11 protein-coding genes are annotated in these 14,347 nt (G+C 66.9%); 5 read left to right on the plus strand and 6 right to left on the minus strand.

The window, feature by feature from the left end; translation table 11 throughout:
- Positions 1-35 precede the first annotated feature (35 nt).
- The 3 genes from ACLL97_RS17420 to ACLL97_RS17430 all read right to left on the minus strand — a co-directional run bounded on the left by ACLL97_RS17420 (position 36) and on the right by ACLL97_RS17430 (position 4,094).
- A complete protein-coding gene (locus tag ACLL97_RS17420; protein ID WP_411281750.1) occupies positions 36-953 on the minus strand; it encodes a hypothetical protein in 918 nt (305 codons plus the stop codon).
- 83 nt (positions 954-1,036) lie between these two features.
- Positions 1,037-3,046 carry an ATP-binding protein gene (locus ACLL97_RS17425; protein WP_411281751.1) on the minus strand — a complete coding sequence of 670 codons (2,010 nt, stop codon included), beginning with the start codon at positions 3,044-3,046 and terminating at the stop codon, positions 1,037-1,039.
- A 19-nt stretch (positions 3,047-3,065) separates the two neighbouring features.
- Positions 3,066-4,094: a hypothetical protein gene (locus ACLL97_RS17430; RefSeq protein ID WP_411281752.1), complete on the minus strand. Its 1,029-nt coding sequence runs from the start codon at positions 4,092-4,094 to the stop codon at positions 3,066-3,068.
- Positions 4,095-4,238: 144 nt separating this feature from the next.
- Between ACLL97_RS17430 and ACLL97_RS17435 the strand changes: the two genes are divergently transcribed.
- Positions 4,239-5,174 carry a hypothetical protein gene (locus tag ACLL97_RS17435; protein ID WP_411281753.1) on the plus strand — a complete coding sequence of 312 codons (936 nt, stop codon included), beginning with the start codon at positions 4,239-4,241 and terminating at the stop codon, positions 5,172-5,174.
- Between the two features lie 14 nt (positions 5,175-5,188).
- On the opposite strand, the gene ACLL97_RS17440 is transcribed toward ACLL97_RS17435, so the two are convergent.
- Both ACLL97_RS17440 and ACLL97_RS17445 read right to left on the minus strand, forming a co-directional pair.
- On the minus strand, positions 5,189-5,467 hold the full coding sequence (locus ACLL97_RS17440; RefSeq protein WP_309670718.1) for an Lrp/AsnC ligand binding domain-containing protein: 279 nt from the start codon (positions 5,465-5,467) through the stop codon (positions 5,189-5,191).
- Between the two features lie 77 nt (positions 5,468-5,544).
- Positions 5,545-6,738, minus strand: a complete 1,194-nt coding sequence (locus ACLL97_RS17445; RefSeq protein ID WP_411281754.1) for a pyridoxal phosphate-dependent aminotransferase — start codon at positions 6,736-6,738, stop codon at positions 5,545-5,547.
- A 385-nt stretch (positions 6,739-7,123) separates the two neighbouring features.
- Here ACLL97_RS17445 and ACLL97_RS17450 point away from each other — a divergent pair, with 385 nt between their 5' ends.
- Together ACLL97_RS17450 and ACLL97_RS17455 are read left to right on the plus strand one after the other, a co-directional pair.
- Entirely contained in the window at positions 7,124-8,863 is a 1,740-nt protein-coding gene (locus ACLL97_RS17450; protein WP_411281755.1) for a DbpA RNA binding domain-containing protein, read from the plus strand.
- 2 nt (positions 8,864-8,865) lie between these two features.
- A complete protein-coding gene (locus ACLL97_RS17455; RefSeq protein WP_411281756.1) occupies positions 8,866-9,477 on the plus strand; it encodes a thymidine kinase in 612 nt (203 codons plus the stop codon).
- Positions 9,478-9,487: 10 nt separating this feature from the next.
- Here the strand turns inward: ACLL97_RS17455 and ACLL97_RS17460 are convergent, their stop codons facing one another.
- Positions 9,488-12,607 carry a PAS domain S-box protein gene (locus ACLL97_RS17460; RefSeq protein ID WP_411281757.1) on the minus strand — a complete coding sequence of 1,040 codons (3,120 nt, stop codon included), beginning with the start codon at positions 12,605-12,607 and terminating at the stop codon, positions 9,488-9,490.
- Between the two features lie 339 nt (positions 12,608-12,946).
- Here ACLL97_RS17460 and ACLL97_RS17465 point away from each other — a divergent pair, with 339 nt between their 5' ends.
- Entirely contained in the window at positions 12,947-13,624 is a 678-nt protein-coding gene (locus ACLL97_RS17465) for a helix-turn-helix domain-containing protein (protein ID WP_411281758.1), read from the plus strand.
- A 75-nt stretch (positions 13,625-13,699) separates the two neighbouring features.
- A complete protein-coding gene (gene coaE / locus ACLL97_RS17470) occupies positions 13,700-14,329 on the plus strand; it encodes a dephospho-CoA kinase (protein WP_411281759.1) in 630 nt (209 codons plus the stop codon).
- Positions 14,330-14,347: the final 18 nt, after the last annotated feature.

The following is a 14,347-nucleotide window of genomic DNA, read 5'->3' on the forward strand; positions in this document are numbered from 1 at the left end:
CGCCGGCTCAAAGCACGAAGCGGCGCGCTCGCCGCTCAGCGGATGCGGATGCGCTGCACGATGCGCAGGTCGAGTAACATCGGCCGGGCCACCTCGGCGGGGCCGGGCGTGACCTCGGACTGCACGTCGATGACGGTACGGGCATCGACGATCCAGGCACGCAGGCGATCGAGAACCATCGTGCCGCGCACGGTCCCGGCAGTCACCACCCGGGTCCCAGCCGGCAGCTCACGGGCCGCACCATCCCGTCGCAGTTCACCGTCCATGGAAATCCACGCGTTCCGTCCTCCCTGCGTGAGGGAATCGAGGCGGAACCGCGTGCGCACCACGCCATCGGCGCGATACCCGCTAAGCGGGAGCGAGGGGAGCACAATGTCGCGCTCCCAGCGGTCACCCACCCGCATGGCATTGTCAGGTAGCAGCGCCGGCATCGAGGCCAGGGTGGCCCCGAGTTCCATCGCCCCAGGCGGTGGATCGCTCACCCGCATGGCACCGTCGGGCGTCACGCGCACGCGCACCTGCCGTCCGTCGGCGGGAAGCGGAAGCATTTCGGGGCGGGCCGTTTCGGCGGCAGTGCCGGCCCACATGGACATCGAGTCCGTCGTGGCCAGCAGGGTCGTGGACGACAGGTCGCTCGCCTCGACGAGCGAGTGCGCGTACATCACGAGCTTGGTGACACGGAGCGAGGCGCGGGCGCGACGCGGACCGTACTCCGGCGACTTCCGTACCGGCGGCGCACTTCCGCCGGCGCGACGTCCATCGATACCGGCCCCCGAGCCAACCGCCGGCACCGACGATTCGGTGCGCCGTCCGCTCATCTCGATGGTCTGCTCCATCTGCAAGCGGAGCGTATCACCCACCCGCGGCCGCACGATGAGCGTTACGCCATCGGGACCCGCGCGCATGGATTGCGCAGACACCCGTGGCGCACCGACGAGCATGAACAGAAACATGTGCAGAAGCAGGAGCGTGCTCGTGCCAGTCAGCGCGCAACACACCCGGGCCATCAGCCACCCGCGGACTCGGATCGACAACCTCATCCGCCGTATTCGTCGGGTGAAAACGAACGCAGGGCGCGCGGTCGCGGAGTCACGGCTTCGACCTCGCTGGCGGTTGGGCGCGCACGGCGGGCCAATTCACGCGTGAACGCGCGCTTCACGTCGTCCGGCCGGGTGCGCACCACGGCATTGCGCGCGGCGAGCACGACATGCTCGTCGTACAACAGAATCGTTTGCTGTACGAAGCCGAGCTCAATGGTGTCATCGAGTCGACGCAGCTCCCGCGTGACGGCCTGCGCCAGCGACGGTTCCGGCGCCTGCGGGAACCGTTCCACCCCCTCGCGGCCCGACATCACCGACGGGCGCGGAAAGCGTACGAACACCGGCTGCGTGAAATGCGGATGACGCACCATGAGCTGTCCTTTGTCGAGTGTGGCCATACGCGCTTTGATCGCTGGGCTCAACACCTGATATCCCGGGGACGCGAGCTCGTCGCCGTCCATGCGTCCATACAGGGCTGTGCCCGCGTTGCCGGTCACGCGACGATGCACCTGAGAACGGAATTGCTGGGCGCCGAACAGCACGAGTCCGAGATAGCGGCCGCGTTCGGCGATATCGAGCAGCATTTTTCGGACATAAGTATCGGGACCATCGTGAGGCGCATACTTGTTCAGCTCATCGACGAAGACGATGACGTGATCCACGCCGAGTTCCCGTCGCTCGAGTTGTTCGCGCAGCCGAGACACCACGCGGGCAAAGACGAGATCCTGCGCGTCTTCCTCCACGTTGGCGACATCGAGCACATACACCGCGCGATCCACAAAGCTCCCAAACGGCAGATCGGAGACAGCGCCGTCATCGGTGACGAGTCCCGCGCACCGCGTGGAGAGATTGGACAACCGGTTCCGGACTTTGCGCACGGTCGCCGCGTGATGCGTGCGCCACGTGTCACCGTTGGAATCTTCCAGTTTGCGCAACACATCACGAAACCACGCATCGAGGTCGGCGAACGACTGCACGCGATGCGTGCGGGAGAAGCCGGCTTCTTCGAAGTCCTTCCCGACGACGCGCTCCCGGATGAAGTCGATGAGCGCGTCCGCTTTGGCGTCGAGGTCGTCTTTATTCAACAGGACTTCGGCAAACTGCAGCACCTCGCCGAGTCCCCACGTGAGTGGCGACACACTGTCCGCGAGTGCGGGGTGCGACCGCAGCGTATTCAACGCAAAGCCACGGGCGGTGAACGGCGCGAAGTAGCGCACGTCCTGAAACGGCGTGGGCGGCACACCGAGCATCGCGTACATCTCGAGATCCGCCGGTTCGAGCTTTCCCGGCTGATCGAGGAAGCAGAGGTCCGGCCCCTTCACATTGAAGCAGACCGCGGCCACCGTGCCGCGATGTCCGGGAAAGTGCGCGAAGATCGACTGCAACAGCCACTCGATCGCACTGGTCTTGGTAGCAAGTCCCGAGACACCGGAAATATTCAGGTGCGCCGCTTCGGGTCCGACCAGAAAATCGGCGTCGAGGAAAATCGGCGACCGCATGCCACCGGCGCGATACACGCCCACCGGAATACCAGTGGCCGACTCGCCGGTGATATATCCGTCCATGCGCAGGGCCACCGCCACGTCGGCGTCGTCGGCGAGATACACCGCGCCCAGTGGCACGGGCTGCAGCGGCTCCTCGGGGATGTGTCGCAAGACCGACGCGGTATACAGCCGGATCTCAGTACGATCGGTGTGCGACCGCGGCCCCTCGTGCGGCCGTCCGTCGTGCCCGAGCACATCGTGCAGCGGCGATTGCAGATCGCTGTAGCTGACGCCCTCCACCACCACACCGTACACGCGCGGGATCACCGCCTCCACCGGCGTGTTGCCCTCGACACGCACGATCGTACCGATGCCGATCGGCGCATCGATCGCTGTCCAGAAATGGAACTCATGCGGCGTATTCGGCTTCTTTTCCGTCGCGACGACGCGACCGAGCGGCAACGACACGGCGGCGAGTGTCGCGTCGGGCGCGGCACCGGGAACAGCAGAAGGCGAGGTCACGGCGTCACGACGAAGAAGGTCAGATTCCGACAAGGGCATCGAGATACATCTCACAAGCATGAATGCCGTAGGTGAGGGTATCCCACCTCGGATCGGGACGGGAGAGCGGGGCCCGCTCGGCGAGAATACCGCCAGCGATACGATCACAGTGCGCGGTGAATCGCGCGCGCGCATCGTCGGTGATGTGCTCTGGGTCGAGCATATCGGCGGGCGGAGAAATTTCCACGCGCACCAATCCGTGTAGCGGATCACCGCCGGCGGCGGTGCGGAGACGCAGATACCAACTCGCCACCGCACGCCGTGGACGATGCCCGACGAGGAAGGCCGGCGATCGCTCCGCCTCGGCGAGCGCGAGCACGGATGCTACCTGCTCCGCGCTGCCGTACAGCGTCGTATGTGATTTCACCACGCCGAATGCCGTCGCGCGTTCGTCCACCGCCAGATTACCGGAAATACCGCCGTCGATCCACAGCCATCGCGATTCTCGGCGACACCAGTCGGCCGCGAGTCGACGTTCGAGCCCTTCCCGCTCCAGTGCCACCAGGTCGAGCGCTCGGGCTCGGAGCGCCAAAGGATGTACCGGAATTGCGTCGGCGGTCAGGTCGGCGGTGATATCCACCACGGGGACCCCGCTTTCCACCAGTTGGTTCCACGCCGGCTCCCCGAGCCTTCCGCGCGATGCGTAGAGCGCCCGACGGACACGCGGGTCGCACCAGCTCTCGAGTCGACGCGCCACGCGCGCGCGGACAGCGGCCGCCACCGAGGCGTAAATGAGCGGCGAACCGGAGTGGTAGCCAACCACGCGACTGCGCTGGACGCCATCCAGAAACGCGACGACCAGCGGATCGGCTGGTACTTCGATCGGGCGCGCTCCCGGCCCCTCCAGCAACACGCACGGCGCCACCGACGGCGGATCGCTGCGCATGGCAATCCGTTCGAGCGCGGGTCCGCTGCCAGCCGCCGCGAGCGCTCCGTCGCCGAACAGCCCGCGGAGCGCGCGGAGGGCGCCACGAAGCGAGGTATCGGCGGGAACGCGTTCGTCAGTCACGTGGGGCACGCTAGCGGGACGGGCGCCCGCAGACAATCAGTCGGCGAGTCGACTCCGGTGGTGGACTTCGGCGCCTCGGTCCACGAAACTCACCGTGTGAGACTCTTCCGACCTTTTGCCATCGCCACCCCGCGAGTCCGCGGCGTGGCCCTTCGTGCCCTTCCCCTGGGGCTCGCGTTCCTCGGGGCGGCCTGCGACACCACAGAGCGGGTCAAGAACGCGCTCAGAGCCGATCAAGGGGATCCGGTCTGGCAGGGCGATAGTACCTTGCTCGCCAGTCATCCGGAGGTGCTGTTCCGTGTGACGCGCGACAGCGCCGGACCGCGTATCGTACCGCTGGCCACGATGGGACCGCAGGGCTTCCGGTTGCTCACCTTGAGCGATCGCGGCTGGCGCTCGTTCGATCTCGATTATCTGTCTGCCGGGAAATCGCTCACGCCGTATCGCGGTGGGCGGGCACAAGCACCTGTGACTTCGACGCGCGGCATGTGGGAGGGCGCGCCCCTCGACACGATCCGCGGCTGCTCCATCATTCTCCCCGGCGCGCTGGCGGCGCTCCCTGAGGGCGTCAACTTCTTTACGAGCGGCAACCGCCCGCCGCTCAAGCCGGTCACGCCGCTGTCGGCAGGCGAACTACAAACGGCGATCGATGCGATTCCCACCCTGATCGCACCGGCGGCCGGGATCTCGATGTCCATGCTGCCGCGCTATCAGCGCGACGTGTATGTCGCCGAGACGGGCAATGGCCTGCGGCCCACGATCGTCGTGGTGTACGACGATCCCGAAGTGGTGGCCGATAGCGTGCGCCAGATGGGCGCCCGTCCCCGTCATCTCGTGGTGGTGCTGGACAAGGGCGTGTACGGTTACAAGCCGACCTTCACCTACTCCACCCTGGGCAACAAGCTGTCACCGCCACGCTATCGGTATCTCGACCACATCGACGTGGACGACGACGGCAAGTCGGAGCTGTTCTTCGGACTCAAAATCACGGGGGCGCCCCTGTACACGATCGTGCTGCGCTACGAAGCGGAGGCGTGGCGCGAACTGCTGCGCAACGAACGGCAGCGCTGCCACGCGTAAATGCTCGGGGTCGACTACTCGACCCCGATGTCCCACGCCTGTTCGAGATCGTTGCGGCTGTAGGCGCGGAACGCCGTGAGCGTTTGCGTGCGGACGATGCCGGGCACTTTGGCAAACTCCTCGGTAACCACGGTGGCGATGCGCTCGAGATCGGGAACGCGCACGATCGCCACGAGGTCCCAAGCGCCCGACACCGAGTACACCTCACTGACGCCCTCGATGCCGGCCAAGGCGGTCGCACACGCGGGGATGGTCTTCGGATCAGCCTGCACCAGCACGATAGTGGTGATCATGATCGCCTCGGGAACGTGAAAGAGTCGCGGTGGTCCGTTCGGGACGCCTGTTCGGGACGCCTGTTCGGGACGCCCGTTCAGGCGCCGGTGAAGCAACGGGCGATGCGGGTCACGCCTTCGACGGCGATCGACTCGGTGGTGGCATAGCTCGCGCGAATCCAATCGGGAGTGAGGAACGCACTGCCCGGCACAACCACCACCTGGTGCTCCTCGAGCACGGCCGCGGCAAAGGCCGCGCCCGCATCGGCGGCGCCGCGGAAGCCGGCCACGTTGATGTACAGGTAAAACGCACCGGCCGGATGGACATACCGCACCGTCGGGAAGGCGGCGAGCGCCGCCACCACGGCATCGCGGCGCGAACGGAATTCGTTGACCATGTGGTTCACGGCCTCGTCGGCTTCGACTTGTCGCGCCAGCGCGGCGAGCGCGGCGTGCTGCGACACCGCCGCCGCATTCGACGTCGTGTGCGACTGAAACGCCGTCATCGCCTTCGAGACAGCCAACGGAGCGATCGACCAGCCGATGCGCCATCCCGTCATGGCATACGCCTTCGCGACACCGTTGATGACGATCAGATTCTCGCGGGTCTTCGTGACTTCAAGGGCCGATTGGGCGCCGCCCTCGTACGCGATACGCAGATAGATCTCGTCGGCAAGAACCCACCAGCCCTTCTTCACCGCGAGATCGAGAATCGCCGTGAGTTCGTCGCGGGTATACACCGCACCGGTGGGGTTACTGGGCGAGTTCAGCATCAGCCCCTTGGTGCGCGGCGTGGCGGCGGCCGCCAGCTGGTCGACCGTCACCTTGAGGTCGTTGGCTTCGTCGCCGAACACCGGCACGGACACGGCGCGTGCCAGCTCGATCATTTCGTAGTAGCTGGTCCAGGCCGGCGTCGGAATCAACACCTCGTCGCCGGGGCCGAAGCAGCACACGCAGGCGTTGTAGAGCGACTGCTTGGAGCCGTTCGACACCACGACTTCGGCGGCGGTGATCGGCGCCCCGTGCGCCAGCAGCCGGTTGGCGTCGGCCGCGATCGCTTCACGAAGCGGCAGAATGCCTTCGGTGTTCGTGTACCGTGTCGCGCCCGCTTCGATGGCGGTGCTGGCCGCGTGCCGAATGAAGGCGGGCGTGTCAAAATCAGGCTCCCCGGCGCCAAGGTCGATGATCGCCTGACCAGCTGCCTTGAGCGCCCTGGCCTTGGCAGCTACCGCCAGCGTCGCGGATTCCTTGAGTCGGGCGATGTTGGCGGACGGCTGGAAGACCAGAGTCATGATGGAGGCGCGGAACGGAGGTGGATGCCAATGGAAACTCGCCGAACCCCCTGCAGTTCGGGGCCGGAACGGGATAGCTTCCACTGCTGGGCGCGTCGCAGGCCCGGGGGTGCGTTCCGTCGCAGGGCGGCGGGCGACCACAGCAGGATGCAGCGAACACGACGCAATTAAGCGCGCCCACCAGAGGTGCGCTACGCGGGGCAGGTGCGCTACGCGGGTGCAGGTGCGCTGTGCGCCACAGGGGCGCGACAATCACTGGCCGTTGGGCGGCCAGGCTGACCGACAATCGATGGGGTGGGGCGTGGGCGAGCAAGAACGGGAAGAGACGTCGCCTGGGGCGACGCGGAGCCAGCACGTAGTGCTGCAAGGACCCGCAGATCTGCGGATGATGACCGCCGCCATGCGTCCGGGGATCGAACGCAGCCGTCGGATGCAGGGCGTGGCCGCGCCGGCCTGCCTGGTGATCACCCCAACGGTCGAACAGGCACTCAGCGCCGCCGAACAGGCGCGCCTGCTGCTGGCCGACGACAGCCTGCGGGTCGTACCGGTCACCTCCGCCACCCGCGCCCGTCGCGTGCTCGCCGCCGGTCCGGTGGCCGTGGTCACCGGAACCGTCTCTGACCTCCTGGCGCTGCGTAAGGAAGCCGCCATCGATCTGCAGCAGCTGCAGGTGCTGGTCGTATTCAGCCTCGACGAAATCCTCGCCGACAAGATGAGCGACACCCTGCAGGCGCTGCTTGGCGATTCGCCGGAAGACATGATGCGCGTCGGTACGATCGACAGCGAGTCGGACGAGATCGAGGCATTCCTCGAAGCGCAGATGCGTCGCGCCCGTCGACTCACGCCGATGCTGTCCGGTGACGCCCCGCTCGCGATGACGCCGAGCTTCGTGATCACGTCGGCCTCGGGCCGCGCCGATGCGTTGCGGGCGATCCTCGATGAAGTCGATCCGCCGTCGGTCGTGGTCGTCGCCACCACCGACGCGGGACGGCGCGAGGCACAGGCGGCCATCACGCGCATCGGGATGGCGGTTGATGGACTGAATGTGCAGGTCGTGCGCCAAGCCACCTCGCAGCACGTCGCGCTTGTGGTGCTCTGGGAGTCGCCAGTGTCCTACGACGCGCTGGTGGAAGCGCTCGCCGCACGCCCGGTGGACGCCGTCGCGCTGCTGCTGGCCGACGAACTGGCCGCCTTCCGTCGCATGACGGCCGGTCTGGCGGAAGCATGGACACCGGCCGCGCGCAAAGCCAATGCCGAGAGCCGCGTGCAGGCGCTGCGCGCCGCGTTGCGCAGCACGCTCGCGAATTCGGGTGGCACGTCGGCGAGTGAGATGGCGTTGCTCGCACCGTTGCTGGAGACGCACGACTCGCTCGAAATTGCGGCTGCCGCGCTGCGCTTGTATGAAGGCGCGCGTCGCGATCTGGTGACGGCGCGGACCAAGGCAACTACTGCTGGTCCGGTGCGCACACCGCTCGCCGCTGGCCACAAACCGGATGCGCCGGGCGTTGATGGCAAGCAGCGCGTATTCCTGGCCGCCGGCAAACGTGATGGCGTGCGCGTCGGCGACATCGTCGGCGCCGTAGCCAACGAAGCGGGCATTCCGGGCGACCGCATCGGACAGGTCGAGTTGTTCGAGTCACATGCGATTGTCGAGCTCAACGCCGTCGACGCCGCCAAGGCCGTGCTGGCCCTGAGTTCGGTGTCGCTCCGTGGCCGTCGTCTCAGCGCCCGCATCGACGAGCGAAGTGGTGATGCGCCGCGCGGTGGCGATCGCGGTGGCGACCGCGGTGGCGACCGCGGATCGCGTGGTCCGCGTAGCGAGCGCACATTTGGCCCGCCACGTCGCGATGCCGGAGACCGTCCGCCCCGCAGTTCCGATCGTGGAGACCGCCCGACCCGCCCGTCGTTCGGTGGTGACCGTGGAGCGGCTTCGGAAGGTCGTGGTGGCCCACCACATGGTGGCAACGACCGTCCGCCGCGCGCCGACGACGAGCGTCGTGCGTTCGGCGACCGTCCGGTGCATGAGCGCGCAGAAGGTCGAGCCGAATGGTCTGAGCGTGGCGCCCGCATGCAGAATGCGAGTCGGAAGCCGCGTCCGAATACCGACGGGAGCAGCGAGAGCTGAGCATGAGCAGCAGCTTTCAGGTTTCCGGAGGGTGGATGGAAGTCGTTGCTGGCTCGATGTTCAGCGGCAAGACTGAAGAGCTGTTGCGGCGCGTGCGGCGGGCAACCATCGCCCGCAAGCGCGTTCAGGTCTTCAAGTCACATCTCGACGACCGGTACGCCGGGCTGTGGAATGTCTCCAGCCATGATCGGCGTACCTTCGAGGCGATTCCGGTCGACTCCTCATCGCAGATTCTGCTGCGTCTCGATCCGATGGCGCAGGTGATCGCCATCGACGAGGCGCAGTTCCTCGATGCGGGGATCGTGCAAGTGGCGTCGAGTCTGGCCGATCGCGGGCGGCGGGTCATTCTCGCCGGCATCGACAGTGATTTCCGTGGCGAACCATTCGGTCCAATGCCGCAGCTCATGGCGGTCGCCGAAATGGTTGACAAGCTGCACGCGATCTGCGTGCTGTGCGGGTCGCCGGCCAGTCGCAATCAGCGACTGATCGGCGGCAAACCCGCGCCGTTCGACTCGCCCACGATCATGGTTGGTGCAGCCGACTCCTACGAAGCACGGTGCCGCGCCTGCCACATTGTCCCGCGGCCCACCGAAGGACAACAGCAGCTGCTATAAAGCGCGCGCGTCAGTCCGCCGCGCGTGCGAGGGCCAGCGCCATGGCGTCGGCGAGCTGCCCACTGGTGAACGGCTTGCTCACAAAAGGCACGCGTCGCGCCTCGATCGCCGCGCGTGCACCCGGATTCACGCTGTAACCGCTGACGGCCACCATCGGCATCGTCGGATACCGGGCGGCAACGGCCTCCATCAGTTCGAGGCCGTTCATCCCGGGCATCGTCAGATCGGTGATCATCAGCGAGACGGCGGCGGCGTGCGCCTCCAGCACGTCCAGCGCATGCTGCGCCGAGGGCGCCACCACCACGGCGTGTCCCATCTTCTCCAGCAGGCGCCGACCAAGATCGAGCAGCATCGGATCGTCGTCGACGAGCAGGATGCTGCGAGCTGCCGGTGGGGCGATCGGTCTTGTCGTCGGGACATCGCGCGGCGTGACGTTCGAGGCGATAGGCGGGGAGGACAGGGGCGTGACACGTGGTTCGGGCACCAGCGCCACCGGAAAAAACAAACGGAGCGTGGTCCCTTCACCGGCCGCGGACTCGCACTCGATGAAGCCGCGACTCTGATGCACGAGGCCGTGCACCGACGCGAGCCCCATCCCCTTGTTCGCGCCGAACTCCTGCGTCGAAAAGAACGGTTCGAAGAGACGCGCTGTGAGGTCCTCGCGCATGCCGGTGCCCGTATCGGAAACCGACAGGAGCGCGAATGGTCGCGGCGCGTCGGCGGCCAGTGCCTGCGGATGCCGCCTCATCACGACCGCGGTCGCCACCGTCAGTGTGCCGCCCTCCCGTTTGGCGATCATGGAGGCGCGCCCATTGTCCACGAGCGCGCGAAGGGCATCGAGCAGTCGGGGCCGATCGACGACGGCGATGACGGGCGTTTCGCTCAGATCGAGTCGCACGACGATCGACCGCGGGATTCCATCGCGGATGCTGGGCAGCTGATCACGCATCAGCGCGTTGAGCTCGACCGACTCGGCGCGCAGCAACTGGCGACGCCCCACGGTGAGCAGGCGGCGCGTGAGCGCTTCGGCCCGCTCCGTGGCGCGCTCGATCGCGTCGAGGTCTTCGGCGTAGGGCGACGTCGGGCCGACGCTCTCGCGCAGGAACCCCGTGGAGCCACGAATGACCGTGAGCAGGTTGTTGAAGTCGTGCGCGATGCCGCCGGCGAGCTGACCGACCGCCTCGAGCTTCTGCGCCTGCCGAAGACGCTCCTCGGCGCTCCGCGCATCAGTCACGTCGGCGAAGACTGCCACTGAGGCATACGGCCGCTGTTCGCCCAAGCGGACGAGCGGATCGGCGGTGACGTTCAACCAGCCGAACGTTCCATCGCCTCGCTGCACGCCCATCAGCGCCCGCGGCTGACTCCGGCCTGTCTGCAGTGCGATAAGCGCGGGATGGGTCTCCGGAGGCCACGGCGTGCCGTCCTCATGCACCGCGTTCCAGTCGCGATCGACCGGTTTGAGCCCCAGCAACTGCGCACCCGACAGCCCAAGAATGCGTTCGGCACTCGGGTTGTAGGCCCGAATAGCCCCGGTGTCATCGTGCAGCACGACGCCTTCCTGCATGCCCGCGATGACGGCGCGAAAGCGCGCGTCCGATTCGCCGAGCTGCCGTTCAGCGCGGACGCGATCGGTGGTATCCTGGATAATGATATGCAGCACGCGACGCCCGGCGATCGCGACGACACCCATGAACGCTTCGACTTGGCGCGGCTCCCCGTTGGCGACGCGGTGCTCGCGCGGCACACGACGTCCCGTGCCGACCGCGATCGCCGACGTGGTATCACGCCAATGATCGAGGGCCACGGCTTCGAGGTCCGTGACATACATCGCGCACATCGTGTCGCGCGGCCAGCCGTAGAACGTGACCGCTGCCGGATTCACATCGACGATGCGCGCGGTTTCGATGTCGACCAGCAACTGTACCGCGCCGTTGTTCTCGAACAGCGCACGATGCCGCGCTTCACTTTCCTCGAGCGCCAGCCGTTCGAGCTGTCGGGGCGTAATGTCTCGCGAGGCGATCGCGACTGCGTCGCCAGGAACGGGCACGAGTTGACGCTGCAGCCAGCGGAGCGACTGTCCGACCACCGGCGCATGCTGCGTGGTTTCCAGCGCGTGGCCGGTGATGAGCACAGCGCAACACTGCTCCCACAAATTCCAGTCACGGCTGTTGGGGAACACCTCCATCAACGAAAGACCGAGCAGCTCTTCGCGACTTCGGCTCACCATGTCGGCCGCCCGCGCATTGACATCCAGAATTTCGAAGCGAACAATCGTGCCGTCGGCCTCGCGATGGGCGCGGGCGATCACGAATGCATCAAGGCCGGCGTCGATCACGCCGCGCAGCCGATTCTCCGACTCGCGCAGTGCCTCCGATACGGTCACGTCGTCGGTGACGTTGCGGGCAAGCACCAGGACATGGGTGGCGATCCCGTCGGCGTCGCGAATCGCACTGAGACGGATCTCGAGCACCAGACGCCGGCCGTTGAACGTCACGACCTCGCGAGAGGCAATCGGCGCGCGGGCGGCGATGACGTCCTCGCACCGCGACTGCATCAGCGCCGCTTCCGCTGGCGGAAAGACCTCCTGCGGTAGACGTCCCACCAGCTGCCCCGCGTCGAAGCCGATGGCGACGACAGACGCCGCGTTCACCCACTCGCACCGATACACCCCCGGGGCTTCGACCCGGAGGATGAATGCCATCTCGTGCATGTGCTCCGTGAGCATCAGGAGGCGCGCCTCATGCCGCCCAGCCTGACGCGCCAACTGCACGCGCGCCGTCACGTCGCGCAGCTGTACCGTGCGGAATGACATCGGACCGGATACGCTGTCGGCAGCCGTCCCGGCGATCAGCCGGGCTTCCCACACCCGCGCGCGGGCGCCGTCCCCGACGGCGACTTCCACTGACGGCCCGCCGGGGGACCGCAGCGCGCCTTCAATCCACACCGACAGTGTCCCGCCGCCCATGTGCTTCGCGCACTCGGGAAGGAGCTGTCCTCGAAGCGCATCGGTCGGACATCCCAGCAGCGTACCGGCGGCCGCATTCGCATCGAGGATCCGCCCCTGCTCGTCGGTCACAAGCAGGACATCGTCGAGGGCCATGAGGGCCGTGAGGAGTAGGGCGGAGGACACGAGAGAGTCGGAGGGTACAGTGCGGACGCGCTCGACAGCGGCCGTCGTGGCTGGCGACGGTCGAGGGAAATGTAAGCGCGTCGGCGCTACCGTCAGTGCGCGTCCGGCCGTTCCCAAAACGGATAGTGACGATTTCCTGGCCCGCCGCGTCTTTGGGCTGATGTCAGTGTCAAGTCCCCTCTTCCCCGAACGGATCGTCGCATGGGTGTAATCGCGACGCTCCTCGCACACGAGCCCCGGCTCGCACGGCTACGTACCGCCGCGCGGGACCGTTATCGGTTCGTGCCTTGCGAGGACTGGACGTCTCTGACCCGCGCTTGCGAGCGTGGGCCAATCAACGTGGTGGTCTTCGATCTGTATGTCGACGGCCGCGCGGATTTCGAACGGGTGCGCCAGCTGCGCGTTCGTGTGCCTCGAGCGGCCCTGGTGGCCTACGTGGACATGACGCGTGAGCGAGCCAAGGACATGTTCGACGCCGGTCGTTGCGGCATCGATGTGCTCGTGGTGGCCGAAGAAACGGATACGCCGCAGATGCTCGCGGCGCTTCTGGATCAGGCCGAAGCGCGCAGTGTCTCGAGTCTGCTCAAGCCACATCTCGCCGGATTGCGCAGCGTGGTGCGCGACGCCGTGATGCTGTCGGTAACCCGGGCACACGAGCGCCTGACGCCGGACAGTCTCGCGCGCCTGATCGCGGTCTCGCGCCGCCTCCTCTCGAAGCGGTTGGAAGGGGCGGAGTTGCCGCCACCACACCAGCTGCTCACATGGGGACGCCTGATTGTGGCCGCGAGCATGCTCGAAGACGGCTCGCGCAGCGCCGACGGCGTGGCCAGCGCCCTCGACTTCCCGTCCGGCAGCGCATTCCGGAATACCTGTCAGCGATATCTCGGCTGTACGCCGCATCAAATCCGGCTGCGTGGCGGATCGAGCTGGGTCATTCAAGAATTGCTCGTAAATCGCGAGAAGCGACGCGAGATCTCGGAGTCGGACGACGACCTGCACGACAGCGCGGCCGCGTAATACCACGGCGATAGGTACCGCCTCGCGGGGCTCCGGAAACTCCGGAGCCCTTTGACGTTGGTGGTAAGTTTCCGCATGCTTCAACTCGCGCTCACCGGCAACATCGCCAGCGGCAAAAGCACCGTGGCGGCGCTGCTGGCTGCCCACGGGGCGACGATCATCGATGCCGACCTGTTGGCCCGTGAAGCCGTGCTCCCTGGAACGGCGGCCCTCGTCGCGATCGGCGACCGCTTCGGCCCGTCAGTACTACGAGGCGACGGCACCCTCGACCGGCCGGCCCTGCGGCATCGCGTGTTTCGGGACGCGGAGGCGCGCGATGCCCTCAACGCCATCGTGCACCCAGCCGTGCGCCGACTCCGCGATGCGGGGCTGGCCGACGCCAGGCAGCGCGGCGACGCGGTGGTCATTTCCGACATCCCTCTGCTCTTCGAAGTCGGGCTCGAGCATGCCTTCGACGGCGTGATACTGGTCGATGCGCCTGCGTCGGAGCGGCTCGAACGGCTCATTCGCGACCGCGGATTGTCGCGTGACGAGGCACAGGCCATGATCGACGCGCAGTGGCCGTCGGCCCGCAAACGGTCGGGCGCCACGTGGATCATCGACAACGATGGTCCGAGTGCGCAACTTCCGGCGCGCGTCGCCGAGCTGTGGCAGACGATTCAGGCGCTTCCGCTCCGCGGCTCCGCGGCGGATACTTCATCGTGACCGTTCCCTTTCCCCATT

This window comes from Gemmatimonas sp., from assembly GCF_046594945.1.
Classification (GTDB): Bacteria; Gemmatimonadota; Gemmatimonadetes; order Gemmatimonadales; family Gemmatimonadaceae; genus Gemmatimonas.

What these genes read in the sequence shown, in the direction of transcription:
- ACLL97_RS17455 (WP_411281756.1), top strand. Translation starts at nt 8,866, where the DNA reads ATGAGCAGCAGCTTTCAGGTTTCCGGAGGGTGGATGGAAGTCGTTGCT.
- ACLL97_RS17440 (WP_309670718.1), bottom strand. Translation starts at nt 5,467, where the DNA reads ATGATCACCACTATCGTGCTGGTGCAGGCTGATCCGAAGACCATCCCC.
- coaE (WP_411281759.1), top strand. Translation starts at nt 13,700, where the DNA reads ATGCTTCAACTCGCGCTCACCGGCAACATCGCCAGCGGCAAAAGCACC.
- ACLL97_RS17445 (WP_411281754.1), bottom strand. Translation starts at nt 6,738, where the DNA reads ATGACTCTGGTCTTCCAGCCGTCCGCCAACATCGCCCGACTCAAGGAA.
- ACLL97_RS17450 (WP_411281755.1), top strand. Translation starts at nt 7,124, where the DNA reads ATGATGACCGCCGCCATGCGTCCGGGGATCGAACGCAGCCGTCGGATG.
- ACLL97_RS17420 (WP_411281750.1), bottom strand. Translation starts at nt 953, where the DNA reads ATGTTTCTGTTCATGCTCGTCGGTGCGCCACGGGTGTCTGCGCAATCC.